Annotated in this window: 23 protein-coding genes; 4 read left to right on the plus strand and 19 right to left on the minus strand. The window is 27.9% G+C overall.

Features of this window, described 5'->3' with window-relative positions; translation table 11 throughout:
* From R5Z65_RS06195 to R5Z65_RS06245, 11 genes are all read right to left on the minus strand, one after another.
* On the minus strand, window positions 1–288 hold a 288-nt coding region (locus tag R5Z65_RS06195; protein ID WP_317367866.1), incomplete at its 3' end, for a hypothetical protein.
* Window positions 289–394: 106 nt separating this feature from the next.
* On the minus strand, window positions 395–2,062 hold the full coding sequence (locus R5Z65_RS06200; protein WP_317367869.1) for an ATP-binding protein: 1,668 nt from the start codon (window positions 2,060–2,062) through the stop codon (window positions 395–397).
* A gap of 10 nt (window positions 2,063–2,072) precedes the next feature.
* Window positions 2,073–2,768, minus strand: a complete 696-nt coding sequence (locus R5Z65_RS06205) for a response regulator transcription factor (protein ID WP_317367871.1) — start codon at window positions 2,766–2,768, stop codon at window positions 2,073–2,075.
* 138 nt (window positions 2,769–2,906) lie between these two features.
* On the minus strand, window positions 2,907–3,458 hold the full coding sequence (gene frr, locus R5Z65_RS06210; protein ID WP_317367874.1) for a ribosome recycling factor: 552 nt from the start codon (window positions 3,456–3,458) through the stop codon (window positions 2,907–2,909).
* Window positions 3,459–3,478: 20 nt separating this feature from the next.
* On the minus strand, window positions 3,479–4,180 hold the full coding sequence (gene pyrH, locus R5Z65_RS06215; RefSeq protein WP_317367876.1) for a UMP kinase: 702 nt from the start codon (window positions 4,178–4,180) through the stop codon (window positions 3,479–3,481).
* Window positions 4,181–4,289: 109 nt separating this feature from the next.
* On the minus strand, window positions 4,290–5,228 hold the full coding sequence (gene tsf / locus R5Z65_RS06220) for a translation elongation factor Ts (RefSeq protein WP_317367878.1): 939 nt from the start codon (window positions 5,226–5,228) through the stop codon (window positions 4,290–4,292).
* Between the two features lie 88 nt (window positions 5,229–5,316).
* On the minus strand, window positions 5,317–6,036 hold the full coding sequence (gene rpsB / locus R5Z65_RS06225) for a 30S ribosomal protein S2 (RefSeq protein ID WP_317367880.1): 720 nt from the start codon (window positions 6,034–6,036) through the stop codon (window positions 5,317–5,319).
* Window positions 6,037–6,207: 171 nt separating this feature from the next.
* The gene (locus tag R5Z65_RS06230) at window positions 6,208–7,155 is read right to left on the minus strand and encodes an alpha/beta fold hydrolase (protein ID WP_317367883.1); all 948 of its coding nucleotides are present in this window, start codon (window positions 7,153–7,155) and stop codon (window positions 6,208–6,210) included.
* 70 nt (window positions 7,156–7,225) lie between these two features.
* Window positions 7,226–8,299 carry a peptide chain release factor 1 gene (gene prfA / locus R5Z65_RS06235; RefSeq protein WP_317367885.1) on the minus strand — a complete coding sequence of 358 codons (1,074 nt, stop codon included), beginning with the start codon at window positions 8,297–8,299 and terminating at the stop codon, window positions 7,226–7,228.
* A 27-nt stretch (window positions 8,300–8,326) separates the two neighbouring features.
* Window positions 8,327–9,169, minus strand: coding sequence for a peptide chain release factor N(5)-glutamine methyltransferase (prmC, locus tag R5Z65_RS06240; protein ID WP_317367887.1), 843 nt, complete (start codon window positions 9,167–9,169; stop codon window positions 8,327–8,329).
* Window positions 9,162–10,118, minus strand: a complete 957-nt coding sequence (locus R5Z65_RS06245; RefSeq protein ID WP_317367889.1) for a DUF1385 domain-containing protein — start codon at window positions 10,116–10,118, stop codon at window positions 9,162–9,164. The genes prmC and R5Z65_RS06245 overlap by 8 nt, the downstream gene beginning before the upstream one ends.
* 214 nt (window positions 10,119–10,332) lie before the next feature.
* On the opposite strand from R5Z65_RS06245, the gene ylxM reads away from it, so the two are divergent.
* Genes ylxM through R5Z65_RS06265 form a run of 4 tightly spaced genes read left to right on the plus strand, consistent with a single transcriptional unit; the run spans window position 10,333 to window position 12,573 of the window.
* Window positions 10,333–10,686, plus strand: coding sequence for a YlxM family DNA-binding protein (ylxM, locus tag R5Z65_RS06250; RefSeq protein WP_317367891.1), 354 nt, complete (start codon window positions 10,333–10,335; stop codon window positions 10,684–10,686).
* Window positions 10,687–10,699: 13 nt separating this feature from the next.
* Window positions 10,700–12,040, plus strand: coding sequence for a signal recognition particle protein (ffh, locus tag R5Z65_RS06255; RefSeq protein WP_317367892.1), 1,341 nt, complete (start codon window positions 10,700–10,702; stop codon window positions 12,038–12,040).
* A 37-nt stretch (window positions 12,041–12,077) separates the two neighbouring features.
* On the plus strand, window positions 12,078–12,320 hold the full coding sequence (gene rpsP, locus R5Z65_RS06260; protein ID WP_317367893.1) for a 30S ribosomal protein S16: 243 nt from the start codon (window positions 12,078–12,080) through the stop codon (window positions 12,318–12,320).
* A gap of 25 nt (window positions 12,321–12,345) precedes the next feature.
* Window positions 12,346–12,573, plus strand: coding sequence for a KH domain-containing protein (locus tag R5Z65_RS06265; RefSeq protein WP_317367895.1), 228 nt, complete (start codon window positions 12,346–12,348; stop codon window positions 12,571–12,573).
* Between the two features lie 40 nt (window positions 12,574–12,613).
* Here R5Z65_RS06265 and spoVAE read toward each other — a convergent pair whose 3' ends face one another.
* The 8 genes from spoVAE to R5Z65_RS06305 form a co-directional block, all read right to left on the minus strand.
* The gene (spoVAE, locus tag R5Z65_RS06270; RefSeq protein WP_317367898.1) at window positions 12,614–12,970 is read right to left on the minus strand and encodes a stage V sporulation protein AE; all 357 of its coding nucleotides are present in this window, start codon (window positions 12,968–12,970) and stop codon (window positions 12,614–12,616) included.
* Between the two features lie 207 nt (window positions 12,971–13,177).
* Window positions 13,178–14,167, minus strand: a complete 990-nt coding sequence (locus R5Z65_RS06275) for a glycoside hydrolase family 130 protein (RefSeq protein WP_317367900.1) — start codon at window positions 14,165–14,167, stop codon at window positions 13,178–13,180.
* 15 nt (window positions 14,168–14,182) lie between these two features.
* Window positions 14,183–16,726: a transglutaminase domain-containing protein gene (locus R5Z65_RS06280; RefSeq protein WP_317367901.1), complete on the minus strand. Its 2,544-nt coding sequence runs from the start codon at window positions 16,724–16,726 to the stop codon at window positions 14,183–14,185.
* 12 nt (window positions 16,727–16,738) lie between these two features.
* Window positions 16,739–17,764, minus strand: a complete 1,026-nt coding sequence (locus R5Z65_RS06285; protein ID WP_317367903.1) for a carbohydrate-binding family 9-like protein — start codon at window positions 17,762–17,764, stop codon at window positions 16,739–16,741.
* An 18-nt stretch (window positions 17,765–17,782) separates the two neighbouring features.
* On the minus strand, window positions 17,783–19,078 hold the full coding sequence (locus tag R5Z65_RS06290) for an alpha-L-fucosidase (RefSeq protein WP_317367905.1): 1,296 nt from the start codon (window positions 19,076–19,078) through the stop codon (window positions 17,783–17,785).
* Window positions 19,079–19,084: 6 nt separating this feature from the next.
* Window positions 19,085–20,485 (minus strand): leucyl aminopeptidase, encoded by a 1,401-nt coding sequence (locus R5Z65_RS06295; RefSeq protein ID WP_317367906.1) that lies wholly within the window; start codon window positions 20,483–20,485, stop codon window positions 19,085–19,087.
* 15 nt (window positions 20,486–20,500) lie between these two features.
* Window positions 20,501–21,514 (minus strand): glycoside hydrolase family 18 protein, encoded by a 1,014-nt coding sequence (locus R5Z65_RS06300; protein WP_317367908.1) that lies wholly within the window; start codon window positions 21,512–21,514, stop codon window positions 20,501–20,503.
* A 199-nt stretch (window positions 21,515–21,713) separates the two neighbouring features.
* Complete coding sequence (locus R5Z65_RS06305; RefSeq protein WP_317367909.1) at window positions 21,714–23,588, minus strand: beta-N-acetylhexosaminidase; 1,875 nt, start codon at window positions 23,586–23,588, stop codon at window positions 21,714–21,716.
* Window positions 23,589–23,685: the final 97 nt, after the last annotated feature.

A 23,685-nucleotide genomic window follows, 5' to 3' on the forward strand; every position in this document is an offset into this window, starting at 1 on the left:
ACTTATTTTAAAATTTATGTCTTTATTGTTAATAACTGGATATTTAATTTTATATATAAGATGTTTATCATATTTTTCTAGTGTTTTAAAGTCAAATATTAAATTTGATGTATTATTGTCTTTATCTATTATTTCATTTTTAATATTATTTTTAGAAAATGAATTTTTCTCATTTTTCCTACTTGCTATAACAACATTATAACTATTTACATCTCCTATAGATGTTAATGGAATGCTAATAATTCCTATTATTATAATTATAAGTAAAAAAAACTTTATTTTCTTCATAATATCTACCTCTATCATTATTTTTAGTCAAAATCTCTTAATATTAATAATTATAACATATATAATGTTAATTTTGTATTACTTTTATATTAAATTTTATGTAATTTTATTTTTTATTTGGTATTTTTATAATAAATTCGCTACCAAAACCTTCTGTACTTTTTACTTTTATTTTACCATTATAATATTTGACTATATGTTTAACAATAGATAATCCAAGGCCTGTCCCACCTAACGCTTTACTTCTACCCTTTTCTACACGATAAAATCTTTCAAATATTCTATTTCTATCTACAAGTGATATACCCACTCCAGAATCTTTTATTATTATATTAATATTTTTATCATCTTCAAAACAATTTATTTCAACATATCCATTATCCTTATTATACTTTATAGCATTAACTATAAGGTTATTAAAAAGCTGATGTATTTTTTTATAATCTGCTAGCATTGTTATGTCTTCACATTTATTTATAATTTTTATATTTTGCTCTATACACATAGGTTTTGTAGAGTTTATTATTTCATCTACAACAATTTTTATATTTATATCAGATTTATTTATTTCTATTTCCTTATTTTCTAATTTAGATATTGTTAATATGTTATTTATAAGATTAGTTATATTAACACTTTCCTTTTGTATAATTTTTAGAAATTCTTTTTCTTGTTCTTTAGATGTTGCAAAATCGTTATATAATAGCTCTGCATACCCTTGTATAGATGTTATAGGTGTTTTTAGCTCGTGAGATACATTAGAAAAAAACTCTTGTTTTAATTTTTCATTTTCCCTTTCTGCAGTAACATCTATCATAAGCATTATTATTCCACTAGTATCTTTTGCAAACATACCTTTTTGTATTTTATTAATATGTACAGAATAAGTTTTATTATCATCTGTTTTCATATCAAATATATTTTTTTGATTAGTATTTAAGGTATTATCTATATTCTTTACCAATTTTATATTTTGTGTATAATATAAAATGTTTTCACCTAAACTATTTTTATCATATCCAAGTATTTTTTTTGCCATTTTATTTATAGCAAAAACATTCTTATCTTTATCAAATAAAACAAAACCTTCTGCCATATTATCTAAAATATATTCTATTTTATTTCTCTCTATTTTTAGCATATTGTCAATACTTTTTAAATCCTTTTCTATATTAATAATCTCTTTACAAATATTATTAATCTCTTCAAGTTTATAATCTTTAAAAAATATTTTACCATTTTTATTTTTTAGTTTTGGTATTTGGGTAGATATTTCTTGTAATGGCAAAATTATAGATTTTTCTAAATATCTTTTTAAAAAATTATATATTATTACTAATGTTATTAATATTATTAATACATATATTAACCAGTCTATTATTAAAATTTTTACAATATTAAAATTTTTGTATATAAATATTATATGTTCATTATATTCTTTTATATAGTATAATTTGCCATCTTTATAAAAAAAGTCTTCATATAAGTTTTCATTATTTTTTTTAACTTCACTTTTTTTTATATATTTTTCTATTTGCTTTTTATCCGTTTTTTCTATACAATCTACTTTAAAATCAAATTGTCTTAATATATTATTTATTTCACTTTCTTTTATATCATTATGTAAACTATCATATATATTTAAAATTAATGAAATATTCTTTTTTTCTGTTTCTATTAAATTATAACTATTAAAAACTATTAAAAATACAGTAGATAACAGTATCATTGTAAATGCTAACACTAAATATATTTTAAATATAAATTTTCTCACCTATATCACCTTATTTTTCACTTATTTTATAACCTACACCTCTTATAGTTTTTATATAATCTTCAGCTCCTATCAATTTTCTTCTTATAGTTTTTATGTGTATATCAACTGTTCTTGTTTCTCCTAAATATTCATATCCCCATACATTGTTTAATATTTCTTCTCTAGACAAAGGTTTATTTGTATTTTTTAAAAGATATTTTAGTAATTCGTATTCTTTAAATGTAAGCTCTATTAATTCATTTCCTACAAAAACTTCCCTCGATATTTTATTAAGTTTTATACTACCTAAATTTATTTCATTTACTTCTTCTTTTTTATCATCTTTAAATTGTTCAATCTTTCTAAACTGAGCCCTTATCCTTGCCATTACTTCCATAACACTAAAAGGCTTTGTTATATAGTCATCTGCTCCACTGTCCAAGCCTTTTATCTTATCTATTTCACTATCTTTTGCAGTAAGCATTATTATAGGTGTTTTTATAAACATATTGTTTTTTCTTATAGTACTTACAGCCTCTATCCCATCTATACCTGGTAGCATAATATCACATATTATTAAATCTGGAGCATTTATATTCAAATTTTTTATAGCATCTTCTGCATTATCAAATAAAAAAACATTATATCCATATGTTTTTAAAGCTATTTCTAAAAGTTCTGCTATATTTTTATCATCTTCTATTACATATATAAAATAAGACATAATATACCTCTTTACTATTTTATTTTTACAATTTATTTTATCATTATATTAAATTATATACAATGGATAAATATATTTTTTAGATATTTTGTATTAAAAAAGGTATGGATATACCATACCTTTTTTAATTTATCTAAATTATATAGACATAATATCTTTATTTTTAAGTTCAATAGCTTTATCTATTTCACCAACATATTTATCTGTTAATTTTTGAATTTTATCTTCTAAAGATTTAAGCTCATCTTCTGTAATTTCGCTATTTTTTTGCATTTTTTTAAATACATCTATACCATCTCTTCTGATATTTCTTATAGCTACTTTAGAATCTTCTCCTCTTTTTTTAACATCTTTAGTCAATTCTTTTCTTCTTTCTTCTGTAAGTTCAGGGAAAACAAGACGAATAACTTTACCATCATTAGAAGGGTTTATCCCTAAATCTGATGTATTAATAGCTTTTTCTATATCTTTTAAAGTTGATACATCATAAGGAGATATTTGTATAAGTCTAGCCTCTGGTGTAGATATGTTACCAACTTGGTTAATTGGCATTTCCATTCCATAAGCTTCTACTTTTATTTTATCTAAAACATGTGGATTAGCTCTACCAGCTCTAATAGTGCTTAATTCACTTTCAAGGCTAGCAACTGACTTTTGCATTTTTTCTTCAAAAACTTTTATATCAGACATATATTTATCCTCCAAAAATATTATATTGTTACAATAGTACCTATTCTTTCTCCTACACTAGCTCTAACTATACTATTTTCTTCTAATAAACCAAAAATAATAACAGGTATTTTATGTTCATAGCATAAATTAGCAGCAGCTATATCTATAACTTGTAAATTTTTTTCTACTATATCTTTACAAGGTATTTCATCAAATTTTTTAGCATCATTATACTTAGCAGGGTCCTTATCATAAACACCGTCTATACTTTTTGCAAAAAGTATAGCATCTGCCTCTAGCTCACAAGCTCTAAGAGCTGTTACTGTATCTGTAGAGAAAAATGGATGGCCTATACCTCCTGCAAATATTAAAACTTTTTTATTTTCTAAATGTTTTAATGCTACTTGTTTATTAAATTGCTCTGTCATAGTACCTACTGGAAATGGCGTCATAACAACTGCTTCTATGTTATTTTGCACAAAACTATCTGATAGATATATAGCATTTATAATAGTTGCCATCATACCTATTTGGTCTGCTTTTGTTCTGTCCATTTTTTCATTGGCACTTCTACCACGCCAAAAGTTACCTCCACCAACAACAACACATACTTCTAAGCCTTTTTTTATAATTTCTTTTATTTGTAAAATAAAGCTATTTATCGTGTCATTGTCAAATGATTTTTCTGTATTTCCTGATAATGCTTCACCACTAAGCTTTAGTATAACTCTTTTATACATAAATTTTACCTTTCCTAAATTAGTATATTTATAAAGTTATAAATATTTTATACAATGCCTTTAAAAAATTCCTTAGGCTTATGCTAAGGAATTTTTTAAATTGTATATACTAACCTTGCATAGCTTTATTAACTTCTTCTGCAAAGTTTTCTTCTTTTTTCTCAATACCATCACCAGTTTCATAACGAACAAAACTTTTAACAGTAACTGAAGCACCAATTTCTTTAGCAACATTTTCTACATATTTAGCAACAGTTTCTTTTTCTTCTGCTTTAACGTATTCTTGTTCAAGAAGGCATTTTTCTTTTAAAGTTTTGTCAAGTCTACCTTTAATAGTATTTTCAATAACTTTTTCTGGTTTATCAGCAAATTTAGGGTCATTTTTAACTTGTTCTGCTAAAATTCTAGTTTCTTTTTCAATAAAATCAGCAGGAACTGCTTCTCTATTTAAAAATTCTGGGTTCATAGCTGCAATTTGCATAGCAACATTTTTACCAGCTTCTACCAATTTTTCATCTTTAGATTCTGTTTCAAATTCAACTAAAACAGCTACTTTACCACCTGCGTGGATATAAGATACTAAAAAGCTATTTCCATTATTAACAACTTTTTCAAAACGTCTGATAGTAAGATTTTCACCTATTGTAGCAATGTTTTGAGTTAATATAGAAGATACCGTTTCATTGTTGTCCTCGTTCCATTTTTCTTCTAATAAAGCTTCAACAGTTGTAGCATCAGAAGAAACTATTTGTTTAGCAACAGCTTTAACAAAATTTTGGAAAATTTCATTTTTAGCAACAAAGTCTGTTTCACTATTTACTTCTAATAAAACACCAACTTTATTATCATCTGTAATGTGAGCAAAGCTAACACCTTCAGCAGCAATACGGCCTGCTTTTTTAGCAGCAGTAGCAAGTCCTTTTTCTCTTAATACTTCAATAGCTTTTTCGATATCACCATTAGTTTCCACTAATGCTTCTTTACAAGTGCTCATACCAGCACCAGTTATTTCTCTAAGTTCTTTAATCATAGCAGCAGTAACAGCCATTTTAATTACCTCCATAAATTTATATTATTTGGTTTAAAAAAGCCTAGCCCAAGAGGGCTTAGGCATAAATGTTGTTTTATTATAAAAATTATTCTGCAGCTTCTTCTGTAGCTTCAGTCATAATCTCACCTTGTCTAGCTTCAATAACAGCATCTGCTATTCTACCAGCAATAAGTTTAACTGCTCTAATAGCATCATCATTACCAGGTATTACGTGGTCAATTTCTTCTGGGTCACAGTTAGTATCAACAATACCTACAGTAGTAATGTTTAAGTTGTGTGCTTCTTGAACAGCTATTCTTTCTTTACGAGGGTCAACAATGAAAATAACCTCTGGTATTTTTGTCATTTCTTTAATACCACCAATGTTTTTGTCAAGCTTTTCTTTTTCGTGCATAAGTTTAGCAACTTCTTTTTTAGGTAATAAATCCATTGTACCATCTTCAATCATAGCTTCAAGGTCTTTTAATCTTTGAACTCTAGTTTTGATAGTTTCAAAGTTAGTAAGCATACCACCTAACCATCTTTCGTTTACATAGTACATACCACATCTGATAGCTTCTTCTTTAATAGAATCTTGAGCTTGTTTTTTAGTACCAACAAATAAAACTTCGCCACCTTCTTTAGCAATATCAAAAACTGCTTGGTAAGCATCTTCTACTTTTTTAACAGTTTTTTGAAGGTCAATGATATAAATACCATTTCTTTCAGCAAAGATATATTCTGCCATTTTAGGGTTCCAACGTCTAGTTTGGTGTCCAAAGTGTACCCCTGCTTCTAATAATTGTTTCATTGAAATTACGCCCATTTTAATTTCCTCCTATGGTTCTTCCTCCATAAGCCTTGTTTAAGACTTAAAAAGCACCCCTTAAACTAAATAGCTTATGTGTGTTATTTTTCCGTATCATTATATCACAGTAATTTCCACATTGCAAGTATTTTTTATTTTTATTTAACTATTTTTATGCTTATATTTATTTTATAAATCACAAGTTTTTATTTCATATATTTCTTCAAGCCATTTTAAAATATCATTATAAACAATTTCTTTGTCCATTTCATTTAAAATTTCGTGTCTATATCCTTTATAAAGTTTACAGTCAACATTTTTCATATCTAAAGCCTTAAATTTCTCATAAACATTTAAAACTTTATGTCCAAAATCTCCAACAGGATCTTTATCTCCTGAAACAAATAAAATATGTAAATCTTTAGGCATATTTTCTAAATTTTTATCTTGAGTTAAACTATAAAGTATTTTTAAAAGGTTATAATATGCATTTAAGGTAAATACAAATCTACATTTAGGGTCATTTATATATTTAGCAACTTCTTTTTCATCTCTTGTAAGCCACTCTTTTCCATTTTTATCTCCAAACTTTATGTTAAATCCACCAAAAGCTAAATTGTCTATAACCTTACTTCTGTAGTTCCAGCCTTTTCTTCTAGCAACTTTTTCAATAAAAGCTTTGCCCCCTTTAATAGCTAAAGGATTTTCACTTCCTGTTCCCATAATAATAGCTGCATCAATATCTTGCCCATACCTAAATAAATAATTTCTTAATAAAAATGATCCCATACTATGTCCTAGAAAAGCAAAAGGTAAATCTTTATATCTTTCTTTTACCATTTTAGTTAATAAATGCATATCATCAACTATATTTTTATCCCCATCTTCGTCTGAAAAATATCCAAATTTTTCTTCATTACCTGCTGTATTTCCGTGTCCTAAGTGGTCATTTCCAAAAACAACAATACCATAATTATTTAAAAACTTTGCAAAATCTTCATATCTTTCAATATGTTCCACCATACCATGTGCTATTTGCAGTAACATTTTAGGTTTATCAGGTATCCAAAAACTAGCATAAACCTTATTTTGTCCATCGGATGATGTGTAATAAATTTCTTCTTTTTTTAAAAACATGCTATCATTCCTTTTTTATTTATAAAATATTAAAATACTATAAAAATTTATAGTATTTTAATATTTTATATTATATATTTTCGCTACCTTCTTTTAATTTTTCAGCTTGTTCTGTAGTAATAAGTGTATCCATTATTTCATCTAAGTCACCATCTATAATAGCATCTAAACGATGTAGTGTAAGTCCTACTCTATGGTCTGTAACACGCCCTTGTGGGAAATTATATGTTCTTATTCTTTCATTTCTATTACCACGCCCTACTTGGCTTTTTCTTTCAGCAGACAGCTCTGCATGTTGTTTTTCAAGCTCCATATCATAAAGCCTACTAGCTAAAACTTTTAAAGCTTTTTCTTTATTTTTAAGCTGACTTTTTTCATCTTGGCAAGATACAACAATACCTGTTGGTAAATGTGTTGCACGAACAGCAGAATCTGTTGTATTAACACATTGTCCACCATTACCAGATGCTCTAAACACATCTATACGTACATCATTTAAATCAAGTTTAAAATCTATATCTTCAACTTCTGGTAATACAGCTACTGTAACTGTAGATGTATGTATCCTTCCACTAGATTCTGTATCTGGCACTCTTTGTACTCTATGCACACCACTTTCATATTTAAGCCTAGAATAAGCACCTTGCCCCATAATCATAAAAGATATTTCTTTAAATCCACCCATATCACTAGGTGTAGAGCTCATTATTTCAGTTTTCCATCTTCTTCTTTCAGCATAACGGCTATACATTCTATATAAATCACCAGCAAAGATATTAGCCTCATCTCCACCAGCTCCACCCCTTATTTCAACTATAACATTTTTATCATCATTAGGGTCTTTAGGTATTAAAAGAATTTTTAATTCTTCTTTTATTTCTTCTAATCTTTCTGTATTTTCATTAAGCTCTTCTTTAGCTAACTGACGTATTTCTTCATCATTTTCATTAAGCATTTCTTTTGCATCTTCAATAGCTTGTTTTGTTTCTTCATATTCTTTATATTTACTAACAATAGGGCTAATGTCACTATGTTCTTTCATAAGCTTACGCCACTCTTCATTGTTACTTATTATTTCTGGGTCGTTTATTTTATCCGAAAGTTCAATATATCTTTTTTCTAAATCTATTAATTTATCAAACATTGTTTGCCTCCTAGTTTTATTTTTATATTAGTTTATTTTTCCAAATACAACTCTATCAAGTCCAGACAAATCTTTTAATACAGTTATATTGCAAAAATTATTAATTTCCATAATTTGTTTTACTTCTTCTGCTTGGTCGTGTCCTATTTCAAATAATAAATACCCATTTTTATTAAGGTATTTAAAAGCATTATTAGTTATTTTTTCATAAAATATAAGCCCACTATTGCCCCCATCTAAAGCTAACATTGGCTCATAATCTTTCACATTAGTTTCTAATGTTTTTATTATCTCTGTTTTAATATATGGTGGATTAGATACTATAATATCATATTTATTAGTTACATTTTCAAAAATATTACTTTGTATAAAGTTAATATTTTTAACATTGTTTAATTTAGCATTTTTTTTTGCCATATCTAATGCCTTATCATTTACATCTAGAGCATCTATATTAATATTACAATAATTAGCTAATGATATAGCTATTGCTCCACTTCCTGTACCTATATCTAATACCGTTTTAAATTTATACTCTTTTATAATTTCTATTGTTTTTTCCACCAAAATCTCTGTGTCTGGTCTTGGTATTAGAGTATGATTATTTAATAAAAAATCCATACCCATAAATTCACACTTACCAATTATATAAGCAATAGGCTCATTTTTCAACCTTCTATTAAAAAAATTTTCAAATTTTTTAATTTCTTCTTCTTTTAATACATAATCAGAGTTTAAATATAGTTGTGTTTTATTAAAGTTTGTAACAGCCATTAATAATACTTCCACATCTAAATAATATGTATCAAAATTATTGTCTTTTAATATTTTTTTATACTCTATTAGCATATCTTTTATTTTTTTACTCATCGTAGCTACCTTCTTCTTCTAAAACACCTTTTAGAGATAAAATAGCCGTTTCTATCATCTCATCTTCTGGCTCTTTTGTTGTAACTTTTTGTAAAGCCATACCAGGAGCACTAATTATTTTTACAAAAATATTATCACATTTACCAGCTAGCTTTATTATTTCATAGCTTATACCAGCAATAAATGGTACTAATATAACTCTAGATAAAACTCTAAGTGTAACATTATCTGTTCTTAAAAACATAAACACAATCATACTAACAATCATTACAATAATTAAAAAACTTGTTCCACATCTTTTATGAAGCCTTGTATGTTTTTTTACATTTTCTATTGTAAGGTCATCTCCACTTTCAAAGCAGTTTATAGTTTTATGCTCTGCTCCGTGATATTTAAAAAGTCTTTGTACATCTTTCATTTTTGATATTATAAAAATATATCCTAAAAATATTAATATTCTAACTATCCCCTCTACAACTCCAATACCAGAAAGACTAACTTTAAAAAATTTAGCAATAAAGCTACTTACCCATACAGGTAAAACCATAAATATACCAATAGAAAGTATAATTGATATAAAAACACTAAAATATATAATATAATCTGTTAATTTTTCTCCAAACTTATTTTTAAGCCATATATCAAGTTTACTTTTTTCTTCATTTTCTACATCTTCATCTATACCAGACAATGTAGCAGATTTCATTATTATTTTCATACCTAAAACTAAACTATCTACAAAACTTGCTATCCCTCTTATAAAAGGTAATTTTAATATTTTAGCTCTACTACCTAAATATTTTACCTTATCTTTTTCAATAGCAATCTCTTTTGTATTAACGTTTCTAACAGCCATACAATACATAGACTTACCACGCATCATAACACCTTCTATAACTGCTTGTCCACCAATAGATTTAGCTATTATTTCACATTTTTTATCTGACAATAATATCACCTCTATAAAATTTAATATTAATTTATACTATTTTAACATAGTATTTTATACAAGTCTATATAAATATAATATTAAACTAAAGATTATAAATTATAAGTATAAATTGAAATTTGTAAAGTGTAAAGAAAAAATACTTGACAGATTATAAATTTTAGTATAAAATGTTTACTTGTAAAGTATACTGCCTTTACAGAAAGGTGGTCTTATGGATAAAATATTATTTCTTACAATGTTATACGATTTTTACGGTGAGCTTTTAACACCAAAACAACAAGAGATTTTTGAGCTATACTATCTTAATGATTTATCTCTTTATGAAATTAGCTCAGAATATAACATTAGCCGTCAGGCAGTTTTAGACAGTATTAAGCGAGCAGAAAAATCTTTATTACATTACGAAGAAAAGCTTTCCTTAATTGAAAAGTATTTAAACCAAAGAAAAATTATTGATAAAACAATTAATAATATAGAAAATATAATATCTAATAATAGCTTAAGTAAAGACAATCTATCTTTATTATCTGATATAAAAAAATCTTTAAGCTCTTTGTTAGATTAAGGAGGCTTAAAATATGGCTTTTGAAAACTTATCTTCAAAATTACAAGATGTTTTTAAAAATCTTACTGGTAAAGGTAAACTTTCTGAAAAAGATGTAAAAACTGCTCTTAGGGAGGTAAAGCTTGCTCTTTTAGAAGCAGATGTCAACTTTAAAATAGTTAAAGAATTTATATCTAATGTTACAGAAAAAGCTATAGGTACAGATGTTTTAGAAGGGTTAAACCCTGGACAACAAGTTATAAAAGTTGTTAAAGACGAACTTATAGACTTACTTGGAACAACACAAAGTATATTAACATATTCTTCTAAATCACCTACTGTTTATATGATGGTTGGATTGCAAGGTGCTGGTAAAACTACTACTACTGGTAAATTAGCTGGCCTTTTAAGAAAACAAGGTAAACAACCCCTTTTGGTAGCCTGTGATATATATAGACCAGCTGCAATTAAACAATTAGAAGTAGTAGGAAAAACATATAATATACCTGTATTTTCTATGGGACAACAAAATCCTGTTGATATAGCTAAAGATTCTATAAACTACGCTAAAGAAAATGGAAACGATATTGTTATTATAGATACAGCAGGTAGGCTTCACATTAACGAAGAACTTATGGACGAACTAGAAAACATAAAAAAAGAAGTACGTCCACAAGAAATATTACTTGTTATAGATGCTACGACAGGTCAAGATGCTGTTAATGTTGCATCATCTTTTGATGAAAAGCTTGGAATAGATGGTACTATAATAACTAAGCTAGATGGTGATACTCGTGGTGGTGCTGCTCTGTCTGTTAGAGCTGTTACTAAAAAACCTATTAAATACGTTGGTATGGGTGAAAAATTAGAAGACCTTGAGCCTTTCCACCCTGATAGAATGGTATCTCGTATACTTGGTATGGGAGATGTTTTAACATTAATAGAAAAAGCTCAGCAAGTTTATGACGAAAAAGAAGTTTTAGAGCTTGAAAAGAAAATGCGTACATTAGATTTCGACTTAAACGACTTTTTAAACCAAATGCAACAAGTAAAAAAAATGGGTTCTATAAAAGATATCTTAAATATGATGCCTTTACCTGGTATGAATAAAATAAATTTAGATGATGTTAATATAAATGACAAAACTATATCTCATATAGAAGCTATTATTAGCTCTATGACTAATGAAGAAAGAAAAAAACCAAACATTATTAATGGCTCTAGGAAAAAACGTATAGCCAATGGCTCTGGTAGAAGTATACAAGAAGTAAATAAACTTCTTAAAGACTTTGAAAATTCTAAAAACGCTATGAAAATGATGAATGGTATGATGAAAGGAAAAAAAGGGAAATTTAATCTTCCTTTTTTCAAATAAATAATTAATAAACTTTAAATTTTAGGAGGAACAAAAAATGGTAAAAATTAGATTAAAAAGATTAGGAGCAAAAAAAGCACCTTTTTATAGAATAGTTGTTGCTGATTCTAGAACACCTAGAGGTGGTAAAGCTATTGCTGAATTAGGTTATTATAACCCTACTGATGAGCGTGATTTATTAAAAGTAGATGTTGAAAATGCTAAAAAATGGATTAGCAATGGTGCTCAACCTACTGATACTGTTCGCGCTTTATTAAAAAAATGTGGAGCTATTCAATAATCAATTATAGAAAGAGGTAAAGCTTATGAAAGAACTCTTAAATATAATTGTAGAAAACCTTGTAGATAACAAAGATGCTATAAAAATAAATGAACGTCAAGAAGATGATGTTATTATATTAGAACTAACTGTTTCTAATGAAGATGTTGGCAAGGTTATTGGTAAACAAGGTAAAATAGCTAAAGCTATTAGAACTGTTATAAAATCTGCTGCATCTCACGAAGATAAGAAAGTTGTAGTAAAAATACTATAATATTATAAAAATAAAGACCACTATAATAAATTAGTGGTCTTTATTTTTTCTCTTTAGGATTAAATATTAAAGCCATAATAAAGGCAAATACTATTGCACAAGTTATCCCTCCTGCTGTTGCCTTTAGCCCTCCTGTAAATACACCTATAATACCTATTTCATCTACTTCTCTCATTACCCCTTTTGCCAATGCATATCCAAATCCTGGTAATGGTACTGTTGCTCCTGCACCTGCAAAATCTACAAGCATTTCATATAATCCAAACCCTTGCAGTATACAACCAGATACAACAAATAAAACAAGTATCCTTGCAGATGTAAGCTTTGTCTTATCTATTAATACTTGCCCTAAAACACATATTAAACCACCTACTATAAAAGCTTTTAAATAATCCATTTTTATTCTCCTATATTGTTATTTATAATATATATTTTTTTCAACAATTAAAATTTTTATACATAAGTTTATATATAAAAAGGATATATTTTAAAATAGTCTAATATTAAATAAAAAATATAGAAGATTATGATTTTTTTCATTTCTACTAAATACATTATACAACCTATTTTTAAAGGCTGTAGACAAAGTCTACAGCCTAATATATTACATTGGATTATTTTTCATATGGTTCATAAGTTCATCAACTGTTGTAAATGCAATACCTGTAACAGAATCTGCACAACCATAGTATATACATATTCTACCTGTATCTGCATCTGTTAATGTAGCACAAGGGAAAGTAACGTTTGGTACATCTCCCACACATTCATATAACTCTTCTGGTCCTAAAATATAATCTTTAGAACGGAGTTTAACTTTCCAAGGCTCATCTATATCTAGTAATGCACAACCCATACGGTATACAAATCCATTACAAGTATTTATAACACCGTGGTAAATAAGTAACCAACCTTCATCTGTTTCAATAGGAGTTGGTCCTGGTCCTATTTTTGTTATTTGCCAAGCACTTGTATCTCCAGGTACTGTACCCATAACATATCTATGTTTACCCCAATATGTTAAATCAGGGCTTTGGCTAAAGAATATATCTCCAAAAGGTGTATGCCCTGTATCACTTGGTCTACTTACCATTGCATAATTACCATTTATTTTTCTTGGGAATAATACCCCATTTCTGTTATATGGTAAAAAAGCATTTTCTAATTGGTGGAATGTTTTAAAATCAAATGTATATGCTATACCAATTGTTGGGCCGTGGTATCCATTACACCAAGTTATATAATATCTATCTTCTATAAAACAAACACGTGGGTCATATCTATATTCTCTTTTTAAAATTTCTTCATCTTCACCTTCAAATTTGATAGGTTGATGATTTATTTCCCAGTTAATACCGTCTTTACTAAATCCTGCAAAAATATCCATACTAATAGATTTGCTATCACATCTAAATACTCCAGCAAAGCCATCTCCAAAAGGTACTACTGCACTGTTAAATATACTATTAGATGTTGGTATAGCACGTCTACCAATTATAGGATTTTGAGTATATCTCCATACTGGCATTGTGTAACCTTCTGGCTTTTCTTGCCAAGGTATATTTTTTAATGAATTTCCAATTATTTTTGTCATAAGTATTATTTCTCCTTAACTGTTTAATGTTTTTAAAAGCATTTCACCAATACCTACGTTGTATCCTGCACAACCATAAATAACTTTTTCGTTGTCATTAAATACAACAGCAAGCGGTAACTTTTTGTCTGTTATGTCTAAGTCGTTATATATTTTATCTATATTATAACCATCTTTTTCTATATATATATTAAGATTTGGTACAACTTTTAAAGTTCTTGTTAAAGTTGGGTCATTTAAGTCCTTAATATCTCTTAATATTAATATAGTATTTATATTTTCATTATTATACTTATCGCTAGATTCTCTTATTTCATTTAAAAGATGCTCTGTTGGTTCCATACCAACGTGTAACCAAGCAACAATACCTTTTCTATGATTAAGTGCATCTATAAGTGTCGTTTTATTATCATCTGTATCAAATATAGTTCTATCTTCTATATCCACTTCTTTACCAGTATGCTTAATTTGAGGTAAATGTAAAGTTACTTCAGATGTTTCATTTTCTAAAACTTTAACAAATAAAACTTTAACCATATTAGTTTCATCAGGTCGTCTATTTGCTAAAACTATACGATAATTTCCAATTTCTACATTGTATTCTACTTTATCATTATCCCAATTTATATTGTCTAAATCTAAAGTTGTATAACATCCATTTTCTAATTTACCTAAAGTATAATTTTTATAGTATTCATAAGCTGTTTCATCACCTTTTTTAAGAACTAAAGTGCCTTTTTTAACATCTTTTTTAGGTTCTTTGTAAACGTGTATCCATTGCCCATTATTATAGTATACTACTTTGCCATCGGCTTTATCCATTTTAGCAGCTATACCTAAGCTTCTTAATATAGCAACTGTAACAATAGCCTTAGAAACTTTATTTACAAGTTTAGATTTTAAAGCACCTAATGGAGATGTAGTTAAATTTGTATACTCACTTACACCATATTGAGTAATATTATTTTCTACAAATTTTGCTACTTCTAATGGATTGTTAGTAATTTCTTTTTTAACATCATCAGATAAAATATTAGGTATATCTTTTTTGTATAAAGTAATATTTTCGTTCCAAACACGAGGGTTTAAAACATTTTCTACAAAAATTTCTTTTTCATATTTATCTTTATATTTCATACTTTCTTCTATATTTTCCATTAATATAGTATATGTTATATCAGATAAATCTTTTTCTCTTAAAGCTTTTAAAAGTAATACTTTATATTCTACAATATTTTTTGTAGATTCATCTTCTAAGAATTTTTCTATTTCTTTGTAGTTTCCTCTAGCTAAAGGCATAATTTTTTCAATATCTTCTTGCATACAATCAAATTTTAAACTATATGCTTTAGATGTTTCTTCATTATAAAATGTAGCCTCAAACTTTCTTCTAGTATTTAAAGCATCTTCATTTCTTTTAGCTTGTTCTTGTTCTTTTTCTTCTGTAAGTTTATCTTCTTCATCTATGCCACCTTTAGCTGGTGTCATTTCAAGCTCAAAACTTTCAGTTTCTTCTTTAATACTATCAAAAACTAATGTTAACATTTCAATTTCATTTACATCTATTTTTTTGTAAACATAGCTATCTTCGTTGTAAGCAAAAACAAACAAATCTCCAAGGCCTGTTACAAAAGTAACTTCTCCATTTTCATCTGTTTTAATAGTAGCTATTGGGAAAAATTCACAATAGTTTACTACTTCAAATGCAACATTAATATCTTTAAGTGGGTTATTATTTCTATCTACTATTTTAACTTTTATTTCTTTAGTCTTTGCATAATGGTGTAAAACATTTATTTCTGTAACCATATCAGTTTGTTTAGTTATTATTTCGTTCCCCACCATATCACAAAACACTCTATTATGGATAAGAGGTGCTTTAGATGCTGGTAATCTAAACCAACCTGTATCTAATCTAATTTCTGGCTCACAAGCACCTAAAAAGTGCCATTTATTGTCTGCTAACACCTCTACCCAAGCGTGATTATCATCACAATGTGCCCAACGTGGTGCATAACATTGTCTTGATGGTAAACAAACACTTCTAAGAGCTGCTACTAAAAATGTAGATTCTTCACCACATCTACCATAAGCATTTCTAACAACTGTTAAAGGAGATGCTGTTCTGTTATCACTAGCTTTATATGTTGCTTTAGAAAAAGCCCAGTAGTTTACCTCTATAATAGCATCATACATTGATAAATCTTTAATTTTTGGATAAAGTTCGTCAAAAAATATTTCGAAAAAATATTCTATATTTTCGTTATTTATTCTGTATTGTAAAACATAATTTAAAAAGTCTATATCGCTAATAGATTTACCCCAAGGCATTAAATTACGTACTTTTAAAGAGTGCCTTACAAATTTTAAAAATAACTTTGGAGAATAATCTGCCATATCTGTAAGAGGCATATAGGCATAAAGGAATTTTAAGCAAAAGCTCTCATCTTCGTTACATTCTTTTAAAACTTCTAATATTTCATTTTTTATAGTTTCACACTTATCACAAGCATTTTTAAATTTTAGTTCAATTTTTTCTTGTTCTAATGAAGTAAGCATATAACCCTCCTACTATAAATCGTATATTTCTGTTCTACCATCTGCTTGTATAGAAATTTCTCTTTTTTTATCTTGGCTAAGTACTCTCATTTCAAATGTGTGCTTAGTTACTTCAATAATAGGTTCTATATCTATTTTTTCACCATTTAATAATTCTTGTAAATCTGTTGTAAAATACCCTTTTGTATCGTATAAAGCGTGTTGTTTATAGTACAATTTTCTAAGCTCCCATTTTAAAAGCTCATCATTTGGTATTTCATATTTTTCTCCATTTTCTGTAAAGAATAAAAAGCCCCAAAGCTCTGGATAATGTATGTTAATAAGCCCCGTTGGTGCCCATACCCAGTTATCTTCTGGATAAGGAGCATTAGTTTCTGGATTTATTTGTTTTCTATACTCTCCATTATCTTTATCTACTCTCCAATGTACCCTAGAAAAGTTTACTCTATAATATTCCCCTACATTTGGATTTCTACTTTCTTTAGCTGTTTCTTTTAATGCAGCAAATGGCATAACAACTTCTACCGACCATTTTTTATTATTTGCATTAGGGTTGTTAAGTTCTCCATCTATATAAACAGCAGTTTGCATACCGTGTATATCATATCCATTTACTGGTTTGCCCCCAAAATCTCTATAAGGTTTTGTTAATAACAAGTCCCAAACAGTGTTTTTAGCATTCATTTCAAATTCATAATATTGATGTGTATCAGAATCTGGGTCTATAAAAATTTCAAAGTCATTGTCTTGAAAAATAACACAATCTCTTTCTTCTAATGTACCCCAAATTTCATCTCCCTCTAAAACAGCACCAAAATATAAGTTTTCATCGTCCCAAAGCATTTTTGCTCTTGTTTTAAAACGTGGAGTTTCTCTTTTATCCCCTTCTATATCAACAAAATAATCTGTAAAATCTGCCTCTTCCCAAAATGGTTTATCTAAATTACCATCTAGTTCAAATTTTTTTGTTGCTCTTTTACAATAGTATACTGGTGGATTAAAGTTAATATCTGGTGTAGGTATTCTAAAATTAGCCATTTTGTATCCTCCTAAAAATTAGTTATGTGTTACTACAGCACCACTACCACCATACATTTCAAGCTCTCCCTCAAGCTCAACTTTTAAAACTGTAACGTGCTCGTGGCAATCTTCTGGTGTCATTTCTATCCAAGTAGTACCTGGTATATTAAACCAAGGTACACCACCGTGGATAATATGGTTAAGCTTTTTACCAGAGTGCATAACTGTTATATCTTTAATTTTATTACACAATCCTTTTAAACAAACATTTTCTTCTGGTTTGTCATAAACAAATAAATATAAAGTCTTTTTGTCTTTAGATATTGTGCTACCACCTAAGAAATATCTATGCATAATACCTTCATCTGTATCAAAAATAGCTTCTCTATGTGGCTCTATCCAATCTCCAAGTCCAAGCAATATAGCCTCTTGTCTTTCATCTATTGTTCCATCTGGTTTTGGTCCTATATCTAAAAGCATATTACCACCCATATGGATACAATCACAAAACATTCTAATAATTTGGCTAAGAGTTTTATATTTATTATCCGATGGCCTATATCCCCAAGAGCCATTTATAGTTGTACAAAATTCCCAAGCACCCTCTGGTCTAGTTATAGGGATACCTTGCTCTGGAGTTTTATAATCTCCATACTCTTTAAATCTTGAATTTATAATTAAATCTTTATTAAATGATTTTAAATAATCTTTAAGCTCTGGAAGTCCCCATTGTTTAGCACTTCTTTCCCAGTCACCGTCAAACCATAATAAGTCTACTTTACCATAGTTTCCTAAAACTTCTCCCATTTGGTTTCTATTAAATTCAACAAATCTTGCCCAAGCTTTTTCATCTTGTTTACCATCTGTTGGAGATGTATATTTATTAACTGATGATAAATCTTCTGGTACAATACCATTTTCATAAACAGTAGCATAGTCTGGGTGAGACCAATCTATTAAAGAATAATACATACCAACACGAATATCATTTTTTCTCAAAGCATCTGCATATTCTTTAACAATATCATTTTTATATGGCGATTTTTTAACTGTACTTAAATCACTATATTTTGTATCAAATAATGCTACACCATCGTGATGTTTTGTTGTTAAAACTGCATATCTTGCTCCAGATTTTTTAATTAATTCTGCCCATTTATCTGCATCAAATTTTTCACAAGTAAAACCATCTAATTGTTTCATATAATCTTCGTGAGATATTGTGTTATGATAAAATGACCAACTTTCAGAAACATCTCCTACTGCATAAATTCCATAATGAATAAATATACCTAGTTTAGCATTTGTAAACCACTCTGGTACTTGTGTCATAATTAACTACACCCCTTTATTAATTAATTCATAAATTGTTCTAACTGTAACACCAGATGCACCTTTTGAAGAGTATTCGTAAACAACTGGCCATTGGATAGCTGTTGCTGCAATATCAAGATGTATCCAAGGTGTGTCCCCTACAAACTCTTTTAAAAACATACTAGCTGTTATTGTCCCTGCTGAACCTGTATTTTTCATATCTGCTACATCACTATCTATATAAGAACGATACCTTTCATCTAAAGGCATTCTCCAAAAATCTTCCCCTGTTTCTTTAGCTGTTTCCATAAATTTTTCATAAAATTCATCATTATTAGAAAATATAGGAGTAAATAAACTACCAAATGTAGAGCCTGCAAGGCCTGTTAAAGTTGCCATATCTATAACTTTAGATACTTTTTGCTTGTCTATAATATAATGTAAAGCATCTGCTAAAGTTAGTCTACCTTCTGCATCTGTGTTTAAAACTTCAATAGTTTTACCTTTCATAGATTTTACAACATCTCCAGGTTTATAACTATTTCCATCTACAACATTTTCACAAGTAGCAACTACTGCTTTAACATTAACTTTACATTTATTTTTAGCTAAGCTACTCATTATAGCTATTACATAAGCTGCACCACTCATATCAGATTTCATATATTGTAAACCTTCGTGGCTTTTTATAGAATACCCACCTGTATCACAAGTAAGTCCTTTACCTACAAGACCAATAAAGTCTTTATCCCCACCGTTGTTATATTCCATAACAATAAGACGAGGTCTATTGTTTGTACCTTTACTTACTGTTAAAAAGGCCTCCATACCAAGTTCTTTAATTTTATCTTCTTCTAATACTTCAATTTTAAAGCCACTTTCTTTAGCTATTTCCATTGCCCTTCTAGCTAGCTCTTCTGGATATAGATTATTAGTAGGCTCTACTATCATATCTCTAGCATTATTTATAGCTCTAGCTATATTACTAACTTCATTTAATATATCATTTTTGTTAGGTATGCTAAATCCATCTATATATACATTTTTTTCTTTTTCTTCCTTATTATCAGATTTATATTTTTTAAAATCATAGTCTGTAAGTAATAATCCCTCTACCATAGCTTTAAAAAACACTTCTTCTGTTAAGTTTGCAAAATCTATTTTTTCTATAAGAATATTTTTAAATTTAAGCTCACTTATTTTTTTTAATAATTTAGCACAATTATTTCTTAATAAATTGTTAGTAAGTTTTTCTTTGTTGCCAAGTCCAAAATATAGATTATGAGGCTTATTTTTATCTAAAGAAGGTATAAATACAAGCTCTCCTTCTTTACCTTCAAATATTTCTTCTATAACTTTATCTTTTTCATAATAAGTAGATACTATAACTTCCGGCTTATCAAAATTTTCTAAATAAAAATTCATATATATCTCCTTAAATTAGCTTAAAACTTTTCTTAAATAAGTAGTTAATGTAAATGTATCATCTAAGCAGTATTCCCAATACATAAGTCCACAAAGTCCATTTTCTTTAACATAATCTGCTTTAGCTTTAATAGAATCCTCATCATCATAGCTTATAAATGTATTTCCGTTAAATAAATATGGAGCTTTTGCATCATTATCCCAAAATCTAGTGTAACCGTTTTTATTAATGTATTCTTTTACTAATTCTCCATAACCTGGTCCATATCCACCAGTAGAATCTGCCATTTGCATATGTCCATTATCTACATTAGGTACGCCTGTCCACATTCTAGAATAAAAAGCAACACCCATAACAATTTTTTCTCTTGGTACGCCAGCTTCTATAAATTTACTAATAGTGTTGTGTGCACTAACAGAGCTTAAATCTGTTGGGCTTGTATAAAGATTTGTATGGTGTCCTGTTTGTTTAGAAAAACCACCTCTTAAATCATATGTCATAATTTGAACTATATCTAAATATTTAGATGCTTTATCCATTTCTGTACATCTTAAGAAATATTCATCTCCACCAGTAGCTACCATAAGTAAACATTTTTTATTTTCTACTTTATCAAGCTCATTTCTTAAAGCTTCTAAAAGTAATGTAAAGTTTACTTTATCATCTGGAGATGCATCTATACCTGCTATACTAATACAAGGGTATTCCCAATCTATGTCTATACCGTCTAAATTATGCTCTCTAAGTATATCTACTGCTGTTTTTGCAAATCTTTCTCTACCTTCTTTTGTAGATGCTGCATTAGAAAACCCACCGGAGCTCCAACCACCTATTGATAAACATATTTTAAGCTCTGGATTTATCTCTTTAGCCCATTTCATATATTTAGGTGCTTCTTGTGGCTCCCAAACTACATCTCCATCTTTAACGTGCCCAAAAGCAATGTTTATAATACTTAAAGCTTTAACATCTTCTTCTCTTAATAAATTAAAATCTTTTGTCCCAACGTATCCTATTACTGTTTTCATTTAAAATCTCCTCTTAATATAAGTATTTATTATAGCTTAGCCACTTTACATATAGAAAAGTGGCTATTTAATTTATTTTAATATAAGATATTAATTTTTATTTTTATCTTAATTATTATTACCAAAAATAGTTATAATATATATTTTGGATAGTTTATACCAAAAAATTAATTAGTATATTAAGGTATAATTTTTAAAATTACCAAATCATTTTACTAGCTGTCATAATTCTTTGGGCTCTGTTATAATGTAATATTTCGCCCATACCTTCTTCTCTATGATGAACAGCAGGTAATCTACCTTCTTCTAATTCTTCTATTTTGTCTAATTTGCCATCTAAATAAGATTGCAATATAAATTTTGTTGTATTAAGACGGCTTATAATACCACCAAATCTTTGGTCTAAAACTTCAAATCCATAACTTTTATTGGTTAAACACCACTCTTTTAATCTTGCATATTTTAATTTTTCTACAAGAGGTATTAATGGTTCAATTTGAGTAGTAATTATATTGTGTAAAGCCTCTTTATCTTTATTTTGGTATGATTTATATATATTTAACCCTAAATTCCATTTAAGGGATAAAACCTCACCAAATATAGCGTAAAATTCGTTTGTAGCTTTTAAAGCTTCATCTTTATCATCTTTAGCTTTGCTATAAAAATAAGCTGATAAATCTTTGTATATAGTTGTTAAATCATCTGTTACTACTTCTGTATGATTTATAAATTTGCTACATAATGGGTCCTCATATAATGTATACTTAGATGGTGTAACAGTTGCCGTTTTATTTTCAACACTTGGGAATATATCAAACTCTTGAGGTTTCATAAAGTTTTCATAGTCCATACCTGTTATATATAATAAATTTTCTTTAAATTCTTCTAAATCTAAATCTTTGTTATATTGATGTTCTCCAAATAGTACACTTCCAAAAATTATTGTTGTAACAGGAGATTCACATCCATCATCTGCCCAAGCCGTTGTCATAACTTCTCTAATACCTTTATTTTTACAAGCTGTTAAAGAAGCATTAGTAGCAGCTAAAGTTTTCCCGTGATGAGATGCGTATCCTATCCACCTCCAAGAGCCACCTGCAAACATTATATCTTTACTAGTTATTTTGCCTCTTTTTTCAAAGTTTTTCTCATAATGTTCTATAGAATTGTTGTAGTAATCCCAATACATTAAGTCTATACCATCTGGTATTTTGTAGTCATCACTTTCTGTTTTAGAATACCCACTAAAGAACATATCGTCCCAAATAATTGGTTTTACATTATATTTTTTACAAATAGTGAGCATATTTTCTAAATGCTCTCTCATTATTTCTGTTTTTGGCTTTAATCCATTCTTATCTGCATAAGTACCTCTACCAAGGTTATATGCTTCATCCATACCTATATGTATTCTTCTACTTCTAAATGTATTAGATAAATAACCTATCATTCTATCTAATAAATCTTTAACAGCATCACTTGATACATTTAAAATATCATCTATATCTAAATATTTTTCTGATATATGCTCCCACATTAAAAATTGATTTAAATGTGCTAGTGTCTGTATGCAAGGTATAAGCTCTATGCCAAACATATGTGCATAATCATCTATTTCTTTAAGCTCTTGTGTTGTATATCCCCCTCTTAAATAGCCTAAATATTCTTCGCTATCTAATTTGTATGTATCTTCCATATAGAGCATAAAAACATTTTGTCCAATAGCAGCTAGTTGTTCTATCATTTCTTTAGCATAAGAAACATTTAAAACACCATTTCTCGAACAGTCTACCATTAAACCATTAAAGTCAAACCAAACATCTGTTGACATATTAAATATTTTTTTACCTTTTTTTTCATTTTTAGAGATAATAATCATAGCTCTAAAAAATGCTACCATATCCTTGTATGTTATTTCTACACTATTTTCTGTTGCATTTATTTTCAAAATATTTTCGTCTGTTTTATTAGCTATGATATCCCTACCTATTTCGTCTAATTTAAAATTATAACGATTAGCTAAAATTTTAAGTGGTTCTATTAATTTGGTATCTAAATTTTTAATATTGTACATCTATATATGCACCTCTTCCTTATACTAAAATTTTTAATTTTAAAGATAATATAAACTAGCTATATAATATTTATAAAAGATTTATATAAAATAACCT

The sequence above is a fragment of the uncultured Tyzzerella sp. genome, assembly GCF_963558545.1.
Classification (GTDB): domain Bacteria; phylum Bacillota; class Clostridia; order Lachnospirales; family CAG-274; genus Tyzzerella.